The sequence below is a fragment of the Sporosarcina oncorhynchi genome (assembly GCF_033304615.1).
In the GTDB taxonomy this organism is placed as follows: Bacteria; Bacillota; Bacilli; order Bacillales_A; family Planococcaceae; genus Sporosarcina; species Sporosarcina oncorhynchi.
In genome coordinates this window covers 3,299,092-3,316,744 of record NZ_CP129118.1, presented here as the reverse complement: position 1 = coordinate 3,316,744, position 17,653 = coordinate 3,299,092, and the positions used below count along the sequence as shown (strand labels likewise).

The following is a 17,653-nucleotide window of genomic DNA, read 5'->3' as shown; positions in this document are numbered from 1 at the left end:
GATGGGCATAGATTTTCTACCAGACAAACCAATTTACCAACAGCTCATCGACCGGATCCTGGGGGATATTATGCGCGGCACATTAATACCCGGAGAAAAGTTACCATCAGTTCGTGAATATGCAATAGAGGCAGGGGTCAATGCAAATACGATGCAGCGCGTTTACAAGGAGTTAGAGCAGATGGAAATCACTGAAACGAGAAGGGGGCAGGGATCGTTTGTGACAGAGAATCAGCAAAAAATCGAAGCGCTTCGTGATGACATGAAGCTGCAACTTGTGACGACGTTTCTGCAAAGTGTTGCAGCGTTCGGATTCACGAAGGATGAAATCGTGCAATGTTTAAAGGATTGGGGGGATAAGTGATGATTGAATTGAACCATGTTGTTAAAAAATATGGGGCGAAACGTGCGCTGAATGGAGTGACGCTATCCATCCCCCCAGGGAAAGTGATAGGACTTGTAGGTGAAAACGGAAGTGGCAAGTCAACATTACTCAAGGTAATTGCGGGGTTATCGTCCATTAACACGGGTTCTGTAACGTATGAAGGAGCGCAGGTTACTCGTAAAATTGCTAAGGACCTTGCGTATATGTCTGATACGGATTTGTTCTACCCGTATTTCACTGTCAGGGAACTAATGGAGTATTACGATTCGCAATTTGCCGATTTTGATTTGATCAAAGCGAAGGAACTGGCGGACTTTTTGAAAGTACCACATGATGCTAGGATGAAAAGCTTGTCTAAAGGGAACCGCGGACGTGTAAAGATTGCGGTGACACTTGCGCGAGAAGCGAAAATTTACCTGCTAGATGAACCTTTTTCAGGACTGGATCCGATGGTTAGAGACGATATTGCGAAAGGCCTAATCCGCTTTACAAATCCAGAAACGCAAACGGTCATTATGTCGACGCATGAAATTCGGGAAGTCGAACCACTGCTGGATGAAATTATCGTCATGCGCGGAGGACAGATTATTGCACATGAAGCGGTAGATGAAATTAGGGATTTACATGGCATGGATGCAACAAGCTGGATGGTATCGCTGTTCAGAAATCCGCAACAAGGAAAGGAGATGGTCAAATGAAACCGGTAGTTGAACTGAAAAACCTATCAAAGACCATTGGTAAAAAGAAGATTATCGATAGCGTGAATTTAGCGTTATACCCGGGCACCATCACGGGTTTTCTCGGTCCGAACGGAGCGGGGAAGACGACGACAATTCGGATGATGGTTGGACTGATGAAGCGAACCGAAGGGGATGTCGTCATTGAAGGCGTTTCACTGAGTGATAATTTTGAAGAAGGTCTATCAAAAGTGGGTGTCATCGTTGAAAATCCGGAAATGTATAAGTTCATGTCGGGGTACAAGAACTTGGTTCATTTTGCGCGCATGCATAAAGGCGTGACGAAGGAGCGGATTGACGAAGTCATCAATCAGGTTGGCATGCAAAATCGGATCCATGAAAAAGTCGGGACCTATTCACTTGGAATGCGCCAACGGCTTGGACTTGCGCAGGCGTTATTACACAGACCGAAGTTTCTAATTTTAGATGAACCGACGAATGGATTGGATCCTGCGGGTATCCGTGAATTCCGCCAGTATTTACGTAAGATTGCTGAGACGGAAGGGGTATCCGTCTTTGTGTCAAGCCACATGCTGTCTGAAATTGAGTTAATGTGTGATCGGATCGCTGTCATTCAAAATGGGAAATTAATCGACATCCGGGAAATGTCCGAGATGAAGGAATCTTTCTATTATCTAGAGGCATCTCCCGTGGAGGAAGCGAAACAAATGCTTGTAGAGAATGGATTTACAGTTGAATCATTTAATAAAGGCCTACTCATCAATGCGGAACATCAACAAATTCCGGAGCTGGTTCAATCTTTCATTGCGAAAGGCTTGCAAGTATTTGCTATACAGCCGCATCGTAAAACATTGGAAGACGAGTTCCTAGAAATGACAGGAGGTGGGCAGATTGCTGAATCTTATACGAAATGAATGGATGAAATTATGGAATAAGAAAGGCACATGGGTCATGGTCGGCATTCTAGTTCTACTGACGGCTGCGATGATGGGACTCATGAAATTCATCGAGCTTCAAATGACAGATGATCCAATGCAAATGGGGAACGGCACAATCCAGGTGGATGGGACATCTGATATGCAAGGTTCAATGGAAAGTGAATTGAACTTCCTTACATCGCAATTAGCGGATGACTCGCTATCAAAGGCGGAGCGAAAAGAGCTCGAAGCTGAAATGAAAGTTATGGAATACAGGATAGATCATGACATCCAACCAATCAGTGAATTTAGTAAAGAAGGTATGATAAAAAATCCTGCCTCCATAGGTGGAACTGTCTTGTTATTAACCGTCATCGTGGCGGCAGGAATTGTTGCTTCCGAGTTCTCACAAGGAACGATTAAGATGCTGCTCACCCGCCCTGTGCAACGCTGGAAAATCCTTACGTCAAAATTCATTGCTGTAAATCTATTCGGCATATTGCTCATGATAATTGGTTATATCGTCTATATCATTTTGGCAATGGTGCTTTTCAAATCGGGAACAGGACAGGAACTTGCCTATAACGGCACGGAAGTTGTCGAAGTATCGATATGGGGCAAGAGTTTATATATGCTGCTGTTGTCATTCGGCAGTGTGTTCGTGACAGCGACGTTTGCCTTCACAATCGGCAGTGTGTTCCGATCAAGTTCGCTTGCAATTGGGTTATCGTTGTTTATCTACTTCACAGGCTCCACTATCTCCGCATTGTTGATGAAATACGAAATTGCGAAGTATTTGATATTTACACATATGGATTTAACACAATTCGAAACAGGTATGAAGTTGGTCGAAGATATCACTTTACCATTCTCACTCGCTGTTTTGGCTGTGTATATGATTGTATTTCTTGTAATTAGCTATACGACGTTCATGAAAAGGGATGTAACTGCTTAAGAATAAGTCTGATTTTCCCAATGCCGACCTCTTGAAAAGGTCGGTTTTTTAGGCATAACGAATTAATTAATAAAGATTAATGGGGTATATAGCATTACATTATAAAAATAGAAATCAGCTATTATTCTAAAATTTTCCCAATTACATATATTCATATCCTTTGTTACAGTAGATTTAGCAACAACAAATCTATTAGGAAAAGAGGAGAGAAAATGAAAAAAACAATGAAAGCGCTTGCAGTTGTAGCTCTATCCGCAAGTATGCTAATGCCAATTCACGGGGTGCAAGCCCAGGGAGATTTTGATGATTTCAAGAAAGAGCAAATGTCGAAGCGCGGCGAGACATTCCGGGTGCTAATCACTGCAAATACTGAAGGAAAAATTATGCAACTTCAGAGTACTTATGAGCTGCGAAATGAATTTGATGGGAATGCCTATACAACAGATGTAACGGCAAAGCAATTTGAAGCATTGAAGAAATTGCCGGATATCACGGTTGAAAAAGTCGATGTCCTTTCCATACAAATGGAACCAGGGTCGCTTGAAGTAAGTCAAGATGTGGACGCGATGGCCGCAAGCCAATCCGTTCCGTGGGGAATTAAAGCCATTTATAATGATAATACATTAACGTCCACGTCAGGTGGTTCGAATATTCGAATTGCCGTCCTTGATACGGGAGTAAACGTTAATCATAGTGATCTCTATTACAATGCGGAACAATGTAAAGACTTCACGCAAACAGCGTCAATGGTGAATAACTCTTGTGTAGACCGTAACGGACATGGAACACATGTGGCGGGCAGCGCGCTTGGAGAAGGAGGAGATGACCGGAGAGGCGTATATGGAGTTGCGTCAAATGCGAAGCTTTGGGCATACAAAGTATTGACAGATTCGGGTAACGGATATGCAGATGACATTGCGAATGCTATCCGACATGCAGCCGATCAAGCATCCGCTCAACGTGTAAAAGTCGTTATTAATATGTCTTTAGGTTCCCAAGGAGAAAGCTCGCTAATCACTAATGCTGTAAACTACGCATATAGTCGAGGAGTTCTCGTCGTTGCGGCTGCCGGAAACGACGGATATGCTCCGGGAACAATCGGTTATCCAGCTGCCTTGCCTTCTGCAATCGCAGTGGCCAATCTAGAAAATCGTCAAGAAAAAGGAACATACCGTGTTGCCAACTCCTCATCCCGCGGCTTTTCAAACACGACCGGCGATTATGTGATTCAAAAAGGTGATGTGGAAATTTCTGCACCGGGCAGCTCAATTTTCTCAACTTGGTATAACGGTGGGTATGCCACGATTAGTGGTACATCGATGGCGTCTCCGCATGTAGCAGGATTAGCTGCGAAAATCTGGGCGGAAAACCCTTCTTTCACGAATGTGCAACTGCGTGCCAACCTACAAAACCGTGCAAGATCGTATGATGTCCTTGGCGGATACTATGCAGGAAATGGAGATGACATCGCCGCTGGTTTCGGCTTTGCCCGTGTACGATAAAAGTTCGATAAACTAACTGTCATTTCGACAGAAAGAAACAGTCCCTCACTCCCCTGGGACTGTTTTCTCATGCATTAATTACTAGTACATGGTAATGTTTGAATAATTGGATAGCTGGGGGCGATGAAAAATGAAGAACGTCGGATCGATACTCAAATACTACCGTATGAAAAATAATCTTACACAAGGTGAGTTGTCTGAGGGGATTTGTTCCATATCGCATTTGAGTAAAATTGAGTCGAATCGATATGTGCCTCATGCAGAAACGGTTGATGCGTTATTTAAAAGAATGAATGTCGTTTGGGCGAAAGAAGTACAAACATATGAGACGTTGAAAGAGAAACTCAATGCTTTCATTTTACACTCAGTCTATTATGACTTGAAGTCTATGGAAATTCTCTATAAAGAGCTATCAGATAACGAAGAGTTTTTGCAATCCACCGACCTTGTAAATAGGTATGAGTTGTATAAATTACGTTATTATCTATTTAAGCAGGAAATTCCACGTGCTACGCAACAAGTCATCATACTTAAAAAAATGATGTCTACATTCAACGATTATGAAAAAGGTATATCAAAAGTCATTTTCTTTATGCATGATATCTTCTCGCAAAATTTCGAGAAAGCGGAAGAGCGCCTGGAACAGATTGAAGAAAACCGCGAACGCATACCTCAGATGTTCGAAGGCGAACTCTATTACCAGAAAGCTTATTTGCTCCACACGAAAGCACAATATGGACGATCTTCTTATTTTGCGGAACTGGCTGTCGATCATTATCAAAAAGACTGTAACTACATCCGTCTACTGCATGCACAACTACTGCTCGCCATTAATTATACAAATCGTGATTTGATTTTACAGGCGGAAGGATTGTTTAAAACGGTTTTACGAAATTCTAAAATGATGGAACTGGACGAGCTGTACCAAGGTGCACTTTATAATTATTCAGAGCTGCAGAATCGGATGGGACTCCACAAGTCTGCGTATAACCTTTTGATGGAACTAAAACAGTTGATTGAACCAAGAACCGACTATTACACATCAATTCTCATTCATTTACTTCACACCGCTGCTGTCGAAGAAATGGATTTTGAAGTACTGTTACAGGAGTTAGAAGCGATTGTAGGAAGAAAAAATGATGCCTATTTGACCACACAACTTAACTACTTTAGGGCTATGAAAATATCCCAACAAGAACTTTTTGACTATTGTGAAGAAATTGCATTTCCTTTCTATGAAGAATATGGTTATATTGGAGAAGCAAGAAGTATTGCATGGAAGTTAGCGAATCACTACCGGTCCATCGGTAAATTAGATGCAGCCAAGAAGTATAGTTTGTACTATTACGAAAAGGGAGATGAGAAGTAATGAAAAAGAAGCTTTCCATTCTTTTTTTAGCGGCGATGTTTGTAACTGTGATTGGTACTGGTAATGTAATGGCGATGGAACCGAATGACAACATGGAAACTTTTGCAAAAGGCAGAGATAATATGAAGCCACCTACAATTTTGCCCCCTCAAGTATAACTCAAATAGATTAGGTGTTCATTGGCCAAAGTGGCTAAGGAACACCCTTTTTTATGCGAAAAAAAAAGCACTCCAACAATCACTTATGATTGTTGAATGTGCTAACTAGGCCACCGATTGTGCCGATAAGGATAAATGCGAACAACGCATACATAATGTAAACGAACCACATGAAGACTCCACTCCTTTTATGGATAATGCTACGTCCTATTATATCACCAGTTGTGAGTTGGAGCAATCGAAGACACTAAGCTGACACAGTTTGTGCGTGTGGTCGACAAGTTCCCATACTAAATCACCCTATTTCACTCCGTTGTGAAACTATCCAACGCATTCATGCGTATATTCATTCTAGAAGGAGGTGGTGAGTGTGAAGAAGTTGACTGTTTTCATGCTCCTCTTGTTGTTCATGGTGCCTTCAGCTGTTTCGGCAAAGTCGTTTAGCGTCGATCGCGTACAGATTCAAGGGTGGGTACAACCAAACGGTGACGTACTTGTGAATGAAGTGTTTACCTATACGTTAGACGGAACTTTTGAAAGCATCAAGCGTTCATTCCCGGAACAGCATGCAAAACAAATCCGTGGTTTCAACTCATTTATCATCAACCACCCTCAGCCAATTGTCGGCGAGTTGGAAGAATCAGTTTTGACGAGGGCGGTGGATACGTACAAGGAAGGCAAGTTTACGACTACCTACAATAGCGGAGATGAAACCGTTTCAATTTTGTATACCTACACCTTGGAAAACGCCGTTCTTTCATATGATACATACAGTGATCTTACGATTGAGTACTTTGACAGAAGCGCCAACCATGATCAGGATCTTAAGAATGTTACCATTACATATGTTTTGCCAGGCGCTGTTGGAATGAATAGCATCCATGGATTTCTATCCGATCGTCAAGGACAAAAGCCTTCTGTATATCGCGACGGCATTTCGTTCCATACGCCGAATTCTGCCGCGTATACAAACACGAGGACGCGTGTCTTTTTTCCTTCAGACATAATGACTAAGCAGCAGAAAATTTCGGCACCGATTTCATTTGCACAAGCGCTACAGCAAGAACAAGACCGCAACGATCAAATGAATGCGAGGATTTCAAAACTTCCTATATTGACCCACTGGGTCGAAATCGGAAGTGTTCTATTCCTACTTCTTATGGGCATTATTTTTCTGTTGAAACAACGGCTGTTTTCTCTCGTAGGCAATACGGATCTCGTTTTGCAGACGGATCCCACCTATTTGACACTCGTCGATCAGAACGGGAAGTTCAACCGGAAAAACTTTCTGTCAGGCTTGTTTTCATTAGAGGAAAAAGGGATTGTAAAAGCAGAGATGACGCAAGCAGCATCACGTTTTCAAGGAGTGGTAGATGCGCCTCAAACGACGCTCGTTTTCCGTTTACTCCAATCAAATGAACAAATGAATAAATCGAAAAAAGTCTTGTTATCACATGAACAATACTTAGTGACGTGGTTGTTCAAAGGACGTATTGGCCATCGAAGATTCCACTTACACGATTTAGCTGGCCCGGGGGAAAAGGCGAAGAGGACAGGATACGTGAATGTAAGAAAGCAGGCTGAGTTTCACAAAAACCATCTCCATTGGCATAAAGACGTTGTTCAATTAATGACGGAAGCGAATGCATTGTCGACAGTTATTCCGAAGGTGTTGAAAACGGTTATTATCGTATGTATTTGGCTCGCGACGCTCATCGGATTTTACCTGGACGATTTGAATGCCTGGGGGATGGTGTTTTTTACACTCGTTATTGCGCTATTCTTTTATATCCATCAAAAAGATTTAATGAAAAAATGGCCAACTATTGCGTTGTTCATTGCGTTATTTTTTGGCTCGGCCCAAATTTCCGACGCTGAATTGGATCTAGCACTTTTGTTTATGATTATCACCGGAGCCATTCTCTTTTATCTGACACCGGTTGCCATCCCGCGCTCTATTACAGCATTTTATACAAAGATGAGCATCGCAAAGTTCAGGAGACAAGTGCGTCGGGGAATGCCTGCATATCTCCAGCCTGACGAACAAGAACGTTGGTTGGTACGTGCGTATATATTGAACAAATCAAAGAAAAGATTACCGGCAATAAAAGGTGCTTTACCAGAAACATCCCCATTGCTTCCGCTATTTGCATTACCTGTGGATCCACTCCATTTCAGTTACTCGACATGGGCAGGTAAAGCAGCTGGGAAGGGTGGCTCTTCCTATACGAGCTCCTTTGATGGTGGCGGGGGCTATAGCGATGGTGGCGACGGCGGTGGCGGAGCAGGAGCAGATTAAAAAAAGGAAATCGGTTAGCCGATTTCCTTTTTGCTTTTACTTGCCTTCTTTTAATAGATCGCGAATCTCTTTCAACAATTCTTCCTTTGCATCGATAGCTGCTGTTTCTTCTTTGGTCGGTTCTTCTTTCCGTTTGAATTTCATCAAAATGCGAACGAAGATGAAAATAGAGAACGCGATGATGATGAAGTCGAGGATGGATTGTAGAAACATTCCGTACGGAAACACGACTTTGTTAACCGTCACGGCCAGTTCTGAAATATCTACTTTCCCCGTAATCATCCCGACTCCGGGCATAATAATATGTTCAACAAGGGAGGAAACAATCTTGCCAAACGCTGCACCGATAACGACAGCTACAGCAAGATCAATGACATTCCCTTTGAATGCAAATTCCTTAAAGTCTTTCCACATAGTCTATCTTCCCTTCATGGTAAATAAGATTCAAGTAGTTATTTACTTTACCATTTGCAACGTAAATAGACTAGTGCCAAATAGAGTTTAAAGAATTTATTTTTCAATTCTACAACTAATGTTGTTGCGTGCACACGTGCGTTCGCATATAATTGGAACAAATGTTCTGATTGGAGATGAGCGAGTGAGACAGCAACTGTTAAAAATATATCAAAGGCATGAATTGGCGGACATGATTTATATCGGCGCGGATGGTTCTTTGACGAAAAGACGAATTCATATTCTGTCGATCACCAACCATTCATTCAAAGCTTATTGTTATTTGCGCCGTTCCAAACGTACATTTAAAATAGATCGGGTACTATCTGTACAACAGGTGGTGAATCGGGAACCGCAGGCGATCTAGACAGATTCCGTTTGCGGAACTCAAATATATTCGCCTTCGGGAAACCATCGGTATTTATTCAAATCGACTTTCCCATCACTTGAAAATGCTACGCCTTCTGACTCGAGCAGCTCTTGTTGCAGACTGCCTTTGTCTTCCCGGTCGGTTGGTGTGGAAATGCCTCCTTGCGCATTAATAATCCGATGCCAAGGTAAGTCATGCTTTGCACTCATGGAGTGAAGGATACAGGAAATTTGTCTTGCTCCACGCGGATTCCCTGCAGCTGCAGCTACTTGTCCATAGGTCATGACTCTACCAGGTGGAATCTGCTGAATCATACGGATGACACGTTCTGTAAATGGAATCATTAAAACTTCCTCCAAATGAAACTATTTTGATAAACTAATCGTACAATAGATATACAGAAAATGACACAAGGAGGAACGATTCTATGCAGAAGTTATTCATGAAACAAAATCCAATCGGTTATCTTATAAAAATCGCCGGTATTATCGTTATCGCATGGGGAGTCCTTCAAGCAATCTTTTATGTTACGACGATGTCTCAAATGGGCGGGGAATTCATGGATGAGTTCGGCAATATAGAATACTCAACTGGACTAAGTGGTATTGCCATTTTTAGTTTCATCAGTATCATTGCGACCCATCTTCTTTACGGACTTCTAATTATCGGATTCGGTGAAGTCATTGATCTACTTCAACGAATCTACTTCAAGTTGAATCCGGAGGCGGAATTGGAATGGAAAACGGAGCAAGCGGAAAAAGAGACAGTAAACGGAACAGATGTTCCATTTTGGGTAGAAAAAGAGTTGAAGCGATACTATGAAAAACAGCAGACTACATTCGATTCAATCGACCATACGACTGACGCTTACATATTCAAAGTGACAGTCGACGGCCGCGTTGAGTATGTGGAAGTCGGCAACTTCGAGCCGCGTGTTCTATCTGCGGAAGAGGCGAAAAAGTATAACGAGTGAAATGGAAACGGCTCCCACGTATATGCAGGAGCCGTTTTTCCTAATCAATTCAACCCATTACTTTGCAATTGTACGTTTTCTTCGGTCCAAAACATAACCGTAAACTGAAATGGCAATAATCATCCAGAAGGCGCTTGCTGCCACACCTCCAGCGATGTCACTCGGATAATGGACACCGAGATAGATTCGACTAATGCCGATCATTGCAAACATGAAGATCGCTACAAAGAGTAGCAGGACTTTGCTGGCGGCTGTGCGTATGTGTCGCCACAGGAGGTAAGCGATAACCGCGTATAGACTGAATGCCATCATCGTATGACCGCTCGGGAAACTGAAACCTGTCTCTTCGATGAGGCGATGAATGTCGGGACGTTCGCGTTTGAAAATGAATTTCAAAGTTTGGTTTAATGCGCCTGTCCCTCCAAGAGCAATGAAGAACAAGAACGCTTCTGCACGATTGCGCACGGCGAACAGGAGAATAGCGAAACCGACGGCGATAAGAAATAAGACGAATTTCGTCGAGCCGATAAATGTAAATACTTTCATAATGGGTGTCAGCCAATCAGCTTCCCACCCTTGAACGATGTTAATGATAGTACTGTCAAAATCATTAATCGTTTCGAGACTGATACTTCTCGCGATATAGGCGAAGACACCGCCAAAAAGAATACATAGTACTAACGCCAGAATGAGGCGTGCGGAAAGTATTTTCATGCAAGGCCATCCTTTCTACTGCGCACTATTGTACAGGAAATGACTGGAGAATGCATCCGTATACGAATTTGATAAAGAATAGAGGAATGATTGTGGGCATGCTCATTTTTTTGCTTGGGGCATATGGAATAGGTAATATTTTGACCGCGACATTGATTGGAAAACGGTTGTTTGCGGGAGATGTACGAATAGCAGGAAGTGGCAACCCAGGTGCGCGCAATATGGGAAGGGTGTTCGGGAAAAAGGCCTTTGTTGTAACGTTCATTTGTGATGCCCTAAAAGGGGTGGCAGTTGTGCTAGCAGCGAGATGGCTCGGTTACAATGAAATCATCCAATTGGCCAGCCTGTTTGCTGTGATGCTTGGACATATCTTTCCGATTGTGCATCGCTTCAAAGGTGGACAAGGCGTGTCGACATTCATCGGTGGGATGCTTGCGTTTAATCCGCTTGTCGTTGGTTTGTTTGTTGCTGCATTCATCGTCTTACAGCCGTTGCTGAAAAGTTTTTCAGCGACAGGATTGACTGCGATGTCGTTGTCTCCGGCATTCGTGTACGCGGTTACGCAGGATTGGCGTCAGGTTGTAGCAAGTTGCCTGGTAATTACGCTTCTTTTATTCGCCCACAGGGATGATTTTAAAGCTTTGCTGAATAGAGATTCAATCCGCAATGGATAGGGTATTTACTATCTATACGAAAGAATTTACAATCGAAAAACGAAGGAGAGATTTAGATGAAGGAAATCAAATCAGTCGACGAATGGGAACGTGTACTTGACGAATCCAAAAACGGTCCAGTGTTCATGATGAAACATAGCTCGACTTGCCCGATTAGTGCATCGGGCTATCGCGCTTTCGAAGCGTATGAAACGGACATTCCGAAAAACTATATGATTGTACAAAATAATAAGCCGATCTCACGCGCTGTTGAAGAAGACCTTGGCATCCCTCATGAAAGTCCGCAACTGTTTCTGGTGAAAGACGGTAAAGCGGTATGGAACGCGAGTCATTACAACATCGTGCAAACATCGATTGAAAAAGCAATTGAAGTGAATAGCTGACAACATAGAATGCAGGCACCCAGTTTATACGGGATGCCTGCTTTTGTGTGCTATAGTAAATTAAAACGATTAAGCAATACATAAATGGGGGAGAGTATGTGAAGATGAAAGGGAAAACGGTAGTCATTACGGGAGGGGCGAACGGGATTGGCGCGGTTGCGGCAGAACTGTTCGGTAAGCAGGGTGCGCAAGTCGCCATCATCGATTTCAATGAAAATGCAGGTGAAAAGCTTGCAGCAAGATTGCATGCACAAGGAATTGAAGCGGCATTCTTTAAGACAAATGTCGCTAAGGACTCTGAAGTGAAAAGCACAGCGGAAAAAGTGCTTGCCCATTTTGGAAAAGTAGACGTGCTCATCAACAATGCAGGCATCACACGTGACGCAATGCTGTTGAAAATGGAGTCTGAAACGTTCCAACAAGTAATCGACGTCAATTTGACAGGTGTCTTCCATTGCACGCAGGCATTCCTGCCGGCAATGCTTGAAGTAGGAAAAGGAAAAATCATCAACACCTCGTCCATTGCGGGACTTGGTGGAAACGTCGGACAGACGAATTATGCCGCTTCAAAAGCGGGTATCGTCGGCATGACACGCACTTGGGCCAAAGAATTCGGCCGTAAAGGCATCAATGTGAATGCGGTCTCTCCAGGATTCATCGAAACGGATATGATTGGAACAATTCCGGAAAAAGTACTGGCGCACATCAAGCAGATGACCCCTTTTACAAGGCTTGGCAGACCTGAAGATATCGCAAATGCTTATCTTTTCCTCGCTTCAGACGATGCCGATTTCATTAATGGGACCGTGCTTGAAGTAGACGGCGGCATGTTGAAGTAAGGCCCTTTCGAAAGGGTCTTTTTTTATGCAATAAAAGCAGGAAGTGCAGACTGTGTGAAATTATTCACAAGAAGTGACAGTTATCATATGCAAAGTCATGACGTTCATCTATTCTGCAAACAGTGAAATGCCTCTAGTATTATAGATAACGAAAAATTTCGAGGAGGCTTATAAATATGAGTAAGGAAAAAACAAAGCAACTGCATAAAGATGTCTCGCCTTATGCCAAATCGGATTTAAAAAAGAGCGTCTTCCAACTGATCAATACGGTACCACCTGTTTTCATTCTCTGGTTCCTTGCGTATCAGAGCCTTTCTGTATCCATCTGGTTGACAATCGGAATCACCATCATAGCAGCAGGATTTGTCGTTCGGACATTCATCATCTTCCACGACTGCACGCATGGTTCATTCTTTAAAAACAAAAAAGCAAATGATATTGTCGGAACGATAACGGGGATCATCACATTGTTCCCGTACGAAAAATGGAAGCGTGAACACGCAATCCACCATGCATCTAGCTCGAACCTCGATAAGCGGGGCGTCGGCGATATTTGGGTCATGACTGTTGAAGAATATGTAGGCGCTTCAAAATGGGATCGTTTCAAATACCGTGCCTACCGTAATCCACTTGTCATGTTCGGATTTGGACCGTTATATCTTGTCCTAATTACAGGGCGTATTAACCGTAAAGATGCACGGAAGAAAGAACGTAATAACACATATTTGACGAATGTATTGCTTGTCGCAATTTATGCGTTGATGATCTGGCTTGTCGGTTGGCAGGCGTTCCTGATTGTTCAGGGATCGATCATGTTCGTTGCAGCAGCACTCGGTATTTGGTTGTTCTACATCCAGCATACATTCGAAGATTCCTATTTTGAAGAGGAATCCGATTGGGATTACGTGAAAGCGGCAGTGGAAGGCAGCTCGTACTACAAATTGCCGAAAGTCCTTCAATGGGCGACAGGTAATATCGGCTTCCACCACGTGCATCACTTAGCACCACGTGTTCCAAATTATAACTTGGAGCTTGCACACGATTCAACGCCGCCCCTTCATCAGGCGACGACTATTAATATCAAAACAAGCTTGGAGTCACTTAAATACAAAGTATATGACCCGTCAAAAAAGCGCTTTATCACATTCAAAGAAGTGAATAGTATTTTGAAAAAACCATTGCCAACAATCGATTTGAAACGGAAGCACACAAGTTTTGACACAAAATAAAACCATGCAACCATCTCATTCGTGGAGGCCACTGAAAAACTTGCGTTTTTAAAGTTGTACTAGGCACAAAAATATAAAAAGGCGACAAATCGGTTCGATTTCGACCGATTCGTCGCCTTTTTCTTTGTTATTTCTTACTCTACTTCCTTCATTAAGGTCAAGATTCGTTTAAGATTTACTGCGAATATGGTCATGGCACCTTGCATCTGCATGCCAAATAACCCCGCGTATGTGGCTACATCATACCCGTGTCTTTGTTTTATTTCACTGTTTTTCGCTTCAACTTTATAACGAGATTTAGCTATCTCTTTGAATTCCTCGCTATTTTGGAACGCTTCCTGTTCTTTATGTTCTGTCGATTTTATCGTCACAGAATAGGTCTTGCTTTTCGCACCTTCTTTATAACATCCATCCCTAAATGGACATGTTTTACATTTTTCGATGTCAAAATAATAGGTTTGTCGTTGATTCTTTCCTACATTCTTTTTATTCGTACGTGCTTTGCGAATGGCCATATGTCCAGCCTTGCAGACATACATGCCAGCATCTTTATTGAACTCGAATTCATCTTCCTTCGCTCGGCCACCTTGTGTGATGGAAGGATTTAACTTGGCCACCAATTGAAGTTTGTTTTCTTTTGCATAATGGATGTTGTCTTTTTCTGAATAGGCGGTATCACCGATGACCGTATCAATTTCCATTCCTGTTCCTTGGCTTTTCTCAATCAGTTCCTGCAGATATTTTCCGTCGCTTTTTTCACCAGTTGTCACAATCGCAGCTGTAATCAATCGCTCATCATTGATCGCGAGATGTGTTTTGTAACCGAAGAAAGAAGAATCTGCTGTTTTATGTCCGACACGCGCGTCGGGATCTGTTGAGAAATCGAGCTGTTCTGCGAAATCTTCCACCACTTCTTTTAACACATTCAATTTTTCTTGAACAGCTGGTATACGGGCGATGTGCTCTTCTTTTTCAATGACAGTGATGACTTTCTGGCAATAATCCAACTCATCCTGCACTTCGTTGGAAGTGGTTTTGGACGGGAACTTCTCCTTCATTGATTCATCAATTTGATAGACTGCCTTTCGTACATTCTTAGACTTCTCCATCAGGAACTCTTTGGGTGATTTTTGGTTATATCTTGATTTCGTATGTGTTGCGTCCACGATAATGGTTTTACTCGTTATTAACTTTTTTTCTAGCGCGATATCAACCGTTTTATAGATGAGCATGTCTAATAGACCTACATCTTTAAGACGAAGTTTGCGGAATTTCGTTAATGAACTCGGGTTGATGACGTCATCTTCCGGCGCCATGTCCAGAAAGAATTTAAAGGACATATCGTATTTAGATCGTTCAACTACATCCACGTCTGAAAGATCGAAGATCGACTTCAACAATAAATATTTGAACATCCGAATTGGGGGGACTGCATTGCGTCCGTTGTCCAAGCAATACTTGTTTTTCAATTCATCAAGGATGAATGTGAAATCGACAAGCTCGCCAATCTGGCGTAGCATATTATCTTTTGGGACGACAATATCGTAGATTGCCATGTATGGACTTAGATTCAATGTTTCTTGGGTTGAAATCATCGGGACACCACCTCAATGTAATACGGCAATTATACCCCAAATAAAACGAAGTCCACTACCTATTTTTACTGGTAGTGGACTTCGTCAAGCTAACTTATTCAAAAACCAATTCTGATTCCTGGCAGTCTCCGTTGATTGGAGCGTAAGTCGGCGACTCCTGCGGGATAAGCGGGACAGGTGAGACCCCGCAGGAAGCAGAGCGAAGCGCCGCGAACGAGGAGGCTCACCGCCCGCGCCGCGGAACGCGTCCGACTGAAGCGCAAATCAACAGTATTGTACTTTTTCAGTGGCCTCCATTCGTGGGGTGGTTGTTTCACTATTCGTGTCTTTGGTACAATGGAAAGAACAAGGGCGGTGATGCAGATGCACAAGTGGTACAAAATCATACCAAAAAGCCCATGGCTTAGTATTTACGCATGGATCATCTTCTGCCTGCTACCGTTTTTCTTCATTTTCAGATCATGGTCGGCATTTGATATTTCAATCGGAATCGGGTTGCTCGCTCTCTTTTTCATATCCTACTTTTTTTCATTCAAGTCAAAGAGCGGCATCGTCTATATGTGGCTTAGTTTCGAAATCGTCATTAGCGTCGTCATGACGTTATTGTTCGGCTATGTGTATTTCTCGATTTTTACAGCAATTTTCATCGGCAACATTCGTAACAAAGTCGGCTTTTTCATTATGTATGGACTACATATTGCGCTAACGATTGGTGCCATTGTTGCAGGGTTTTTCATTGACTTAAATCTGTTTCTGCCACAGATTCATTTCATCATTATTACGGTTATTGGTGTTATTCTGCTACCGTTCAATCTATACAACAGAGGCAGACGTGAGAATTTGGAAGGTCAGCTGGAAGATGCGAAAGACCGAATTTCAGAACTCATCTTGCTTGAAGAACGGGAGCGGATTGCACGCGATTTGCATGATACGTTAGGACAGAAATTATCGATGATCGGTCTCAAAAGCGACTTGGCACGCAGATTGATCACCAAAAGCCCAGAAGAAGCTGAAAGGGAACTCGCTGATATCCGCCAGACGGCAAGTACAGCATTGAAAGAAGTGCGTGAACTTGTTGCGGACATGCGCGCAACGAAACTGACGGATGAAATGATTCGTGTCCGCCAAATTCTTTCAGCGGGCGAAATTGAACTGAAAGTTACAGGGGTACCGCCCGCTGCGACTATACTTCCGTCCAATATGGAAAACGTCTTGAGCATGTGCTTGAAAGAAGCCGTGACGAACGTCGTTAAACATAGCGAAGCGAAGGAGTGTGAAGTCGCATTCATACAGACGGAAGACGAAGTGGTAATCGTTGTTCATGACAATGGCGTCGGGATGAAAGAGCAACAATCAGTTAGCAGTGGACTGAAAGGAATGCGTGAACGACTTGAATTCGTCAACGGCTCACTTCATATTGAAGAACACCGTGGCACGAAACTGACAATTCGTATGCCGATTGTCATTACACATCAAGTAGAGGAGGGGAAGTCGTGATTCGAATTGTCATTGCAGAAGACCAGGGAATGATGTTGGGCGCACTAGGCTCCCTTTTGAATATGGAAGATGACATGCAAGTTGTCGGGATGGCACGTAACGGGGAAGAGGCTGTAAACCTCGTCAAAATGCACGAACCCGACATTTGCATTATGGATATTGAAATGCCCGTGAAGACGGGGCTTGATGCTGCAGAAGAACTTAAAGGGATGGATACCAAAATCATCATCCTGACAACGTTCGCACGGGCAGGCTATTTTGAACGTGCACGCAAAGCAGGTGTACGCGGGTATCTATTGAAAGACAGCCCGATAGAGGAGCTTGTCGATTCAATCCACACAATCGACGAAGGCCGTCGTATTTATGCGCCCGAGCTTGTCGATATCGCGTACGAAGAAGACTCAGTGAATCCGTTGACGGACCGCGAAAGCCAAGTGCTTGAACTCGTTGCTGAAGGAAAGACGACGAAGGAAATTGCAGGTGAATTGTATTTGACGCAAGGAACTGTGCGTAATTACATATCGACGATTCTTGAAAAACTAAATGTCGGCAACCGAATTGAAGCGATTTCACACTTCAAGGAAAAAGGCTGGTTCAAATAAGTTTTACACATAAAGACTGGCCATGTGCTGGTCTTTTTCCA

At 43.0% G+C, this 17,653-nt stretch carries 20 protein-coding genes; 16 read left to right on the top strand and 4 right to left on the bottom strand.

Annotated elements, in window-relative coordinates; translation table 11 throughout:
- Window position 1: 1 nt before the first annotated feature.
- The 8 genes from QWT69_RS16460 (at window position 2) to QWT69_RS16425 (ending at window position 8,283) form a co-directional block, all read left to right on the top strand.
- Entirely contained in the window at window positions 2–364 is a 363-nt protein-coding gene (locus QWT69_RS16460) for a GntR family transcriptional regulator (protein ID WP_317967522.1), read from the top strand.
- Window positions 364–1,083 (top strand): ABC transporter ATP-binding protein, encoded by a 720-nt coding sequence (locus QWT69_RS16455; protein WP_317967521.1) that lies wholly within the window; start codon window positions 364–366, stop codon window positions 1,081–1,083. Before QWT69_RS16460 ends, QWT69_RS16455 begins: the two co-directional genes overlap by 1 nt.
- The gene (locus QWT69_RS16450; protein WP_317967519.1) at window positions 1,080–1,997 is read left to right on the top strand and encodes an ABC transporter ATP-binding protein; all 918 of its coding nucleotides are present in this window, start codon (window positions 1,080–1,082) and stop codon (window positions 1,995–1,997) included. The genes QWT69_RS16455 and QWT69_RS16450 overlap by 4 nt, the downstream gene beginning before the upstream one ends.
- Window positions 1,975–2,955, top strand: coding sequence for an ABC transporter permease (locus tag QWT69_RS16445; protein ID WP_317967517.1), 981 nt, complete (start codon window positions 1,975–1,977; stop codon window positions 2,953–2,955). Before QWT69_RS16450 ends, QWT69_RS16445 begins: the two co-directional genes overlap by 23 nt.
- Window positions 2,956–3,167: 212 nt before the next feature.
- Window positions 3,168–4,457 carry a S8 family peptidase gene (locus QWT69_RS16440; RefSeq protein ID WP_317967515.1) on the top strand — a complete coding sequence of 430 codons (1,290 nt, stop codon included), beginning with the start codon at window positions 3,168–3,170 and terminating at the stop codon, window positions 4,455–4,457.
- Between the two features lie 130 nt (window positions 4,458–4,587).
- Entirely contained in the window at window positions 4,588–5,826 is a 1,239-nt protein-coding gene (locus QWT69_RS16435; protein WP_317967513.1) for a helix-turn-helix domain-containing protein, read from the top strand.
- Entirely contained in the window at window positions 5,826–5,984 is a 159-nt protein-coding gene (locus tag QWT69_RS16430) for a hypothetical protein (RefSeq protein ID WP_317967511.1), read from the top strand. The genes QWT69_RS16435 and QWT69_RS16430 overlap by 1 nt, the downstream gene beginning before the upstream one ends.
- Before the next feature lie 370 nt (window positions 5,985–6,354).
- Window positions 6,355–8,283, top strand: a complete 1,929-nt coding sequence (locus tag QWT69_RS16425; protein ID WP_317967509.1) for a DUF2207 domain-containing protein — start codon at window positions 6,355–6,357, stop codon at window positions 8,281–8,283.
- A gap of 36 nt (window positions 8,284–8,319) precedes the next feature.
- Here the strand turns inward: QWT69_RS16425 and mscL are convergent, their stop codons facing one another.
- Entirely contained in the window at window positions 8,320–8,697 is a 378-nt protein-coding gene (mscL, locus tag QWT69_RS16420; RefSeq protein WP_317967507.1) for a large-conductance mechanosensitive channel protein MscL, read from the bottom strand.
- 184 nt (window positions 8,698–8,881) lie between these two features.
- Between mscL and QWT69_RS16415 the strand changes: the two genes are divergently transcribed.
- Window positions 8,882–9,103: a transcriptional regulator gene (locus QWT69_RS16415; protein WP_317967505.1), complete on the top strand. Its 222-nt coding sequence runs from the start codon at window positions 8,882–8,884 to the stop codon at window positions 9,101–9,103.
- A 20-nt stretch (window positions 9,104–9,123) separates the two neighbouring features.
- Here the strand turns inward: QWT69_RS16415 and QWT69_RS16410 are convergent, their stop codons facing one another.
- Window positions 9,124–9,450 (bottom strand): MGMT family protein, encoded by a 327-nt coding sequence (locus tag QWT69_RS16410; protein WP_317967503.1) that lies wholly within the window; start codon window positions 9,448–9,450, stop codon window positions 9,124–9,126.
- 83 nt (window positions 9,451–9,533) lie between these two features.
- On the opposite strand from QWT69_RS16410, the gene QWT69_RS16405 reads away from it, so the two are divergent.
- Window positions 9,534–10,079, top strand: a complete 546-nt coding sequence (locus QWT69_RS16405; protein WP_317967501.1) for a hypothetical protein — start codon at window positions 9,534–9,536, stop codon at window positions 10,077–10,079.
- Between the two features lie 57 nt (window positions 10,080–10,136).
- On the opposite strand, the gene QWT69_RS16400 is transcribed toward QWT69_RS16405, so the two are convergent.
- The gene (locus tag QWT69_RS16400; protein WP_317967499.1) at window positions 10,137–10,793 is read right to left on the bottom strand and encodes a phosphatase PAP2 family protein; all 657 of its coding nucleotides are present in this window, start codon (window positions 10,791–10,793) and stop codon (window positions 10,137–10,139) included.
- 98 nt (window positions 10,794–10,891) lie between these two features.
- Between QWT69_RS16400 and QWT69_RS16395 the strand changes: the two genes are divergently transcribed.
- From QWT69_RS16395 to desA, 4 genes are all read left to right on the top strand, one after another.
- Window positions 10,892–11,467, top strand: a complete 576-nt coding sequence (locus QWT69_RS16395; RefSeq protein WP_317971149.1) for a glycerol-3-phosphate acyltransferase — start codon at window positions 10,892–10,894, stop codon at window positions 11,465–11,467.
- A gap of 56 nt (window positions 11,468–11,523) precedes the next feature.
- Window positions 11,524–11,850, top strand: a complete 327-nt coding sequence (gene ytxJ / locus QWT69_RS16390; RefSeq protein WP_317967497.1) for a bacillithiol system redox-active protein YtxJ — start codon at window positions 11,524–11,526, stop codon at window positions 11,848–11,850.
- A 98-nt stretch (window positions 11,851–11,948) separates the two neighbouring features.
- Window positions 11,949–12,689, top strand: coding sequence for a 3-oxoacyl-ACP reductase FabG (gene fabG, locus QWT69_RS16385; protein ID WP_317967495.1), 741 nt, complete (start codon window positions 11,949–11,951; stop codon window positions 12,687–12,689).
- A 176-nt stretch (window positions 12,690–12,865) separates the two neighbouring features.
- Window positions 12,866–13,918 (top strand): Delta(5) desaturase DesA, encoded by a 1,053-nt coding sequence (gene desA, locus QWT69_RS16380; protein ID WP_317967493.1) that lies wholly within the window; start codon window positions 12,866–12,868, stop codon window positions 13,916–13,918.
- 134 nt (window positions 13,919–14,052) lie between these two features.
- Here the strand turns inward: desA and QWT69_RS16375 are convergent, their stop codons facing one another.
- Window positions 14,053–15,513, bottom strand: coding sequence for an IS1182 family transposase (locus QWT69_RS16375; protein ID WP_317967491.1), 1,461 nt, complete (start codon window positions 15,511–15,513; stop codon window positions 14,053–14,055).
- A gap of 363 nt (window positions 15,514–15,876) precedes the next feature.
- Here QWT69_RS16375 and QWT69_RS16370 point away from each other — a divergent pair, with 363 nt between their 5' ends.
- Together QWT69_RS16370 and QWT69_RS16365 are read left to right on the top strand one after the other, a co-directional pair.
- Entirely contained in the window at window positions 15,877–17,010 is a 1,134-nt protein-coding gene (locus tag QWT69_RS16370) for a sensor histidine kinase (RefSeq protein ID WP_317967489.1), read from the top strand.
- Entirely contained in the window at window positions 17,007–17,612 is a 606-nt protein-coding gene (locus QWT69_RS16365; protein ID WP_317967487.1) for a response regulator transcription factor, read from the top strand. Before QWT69_RS16370 ends, QWT69_RS16365 begins: the two co-directional genes overlap by 4 nt.
- The last annotated feature ends 41 nt before the right edge of the window (window positions 17,613–17,653 follow it).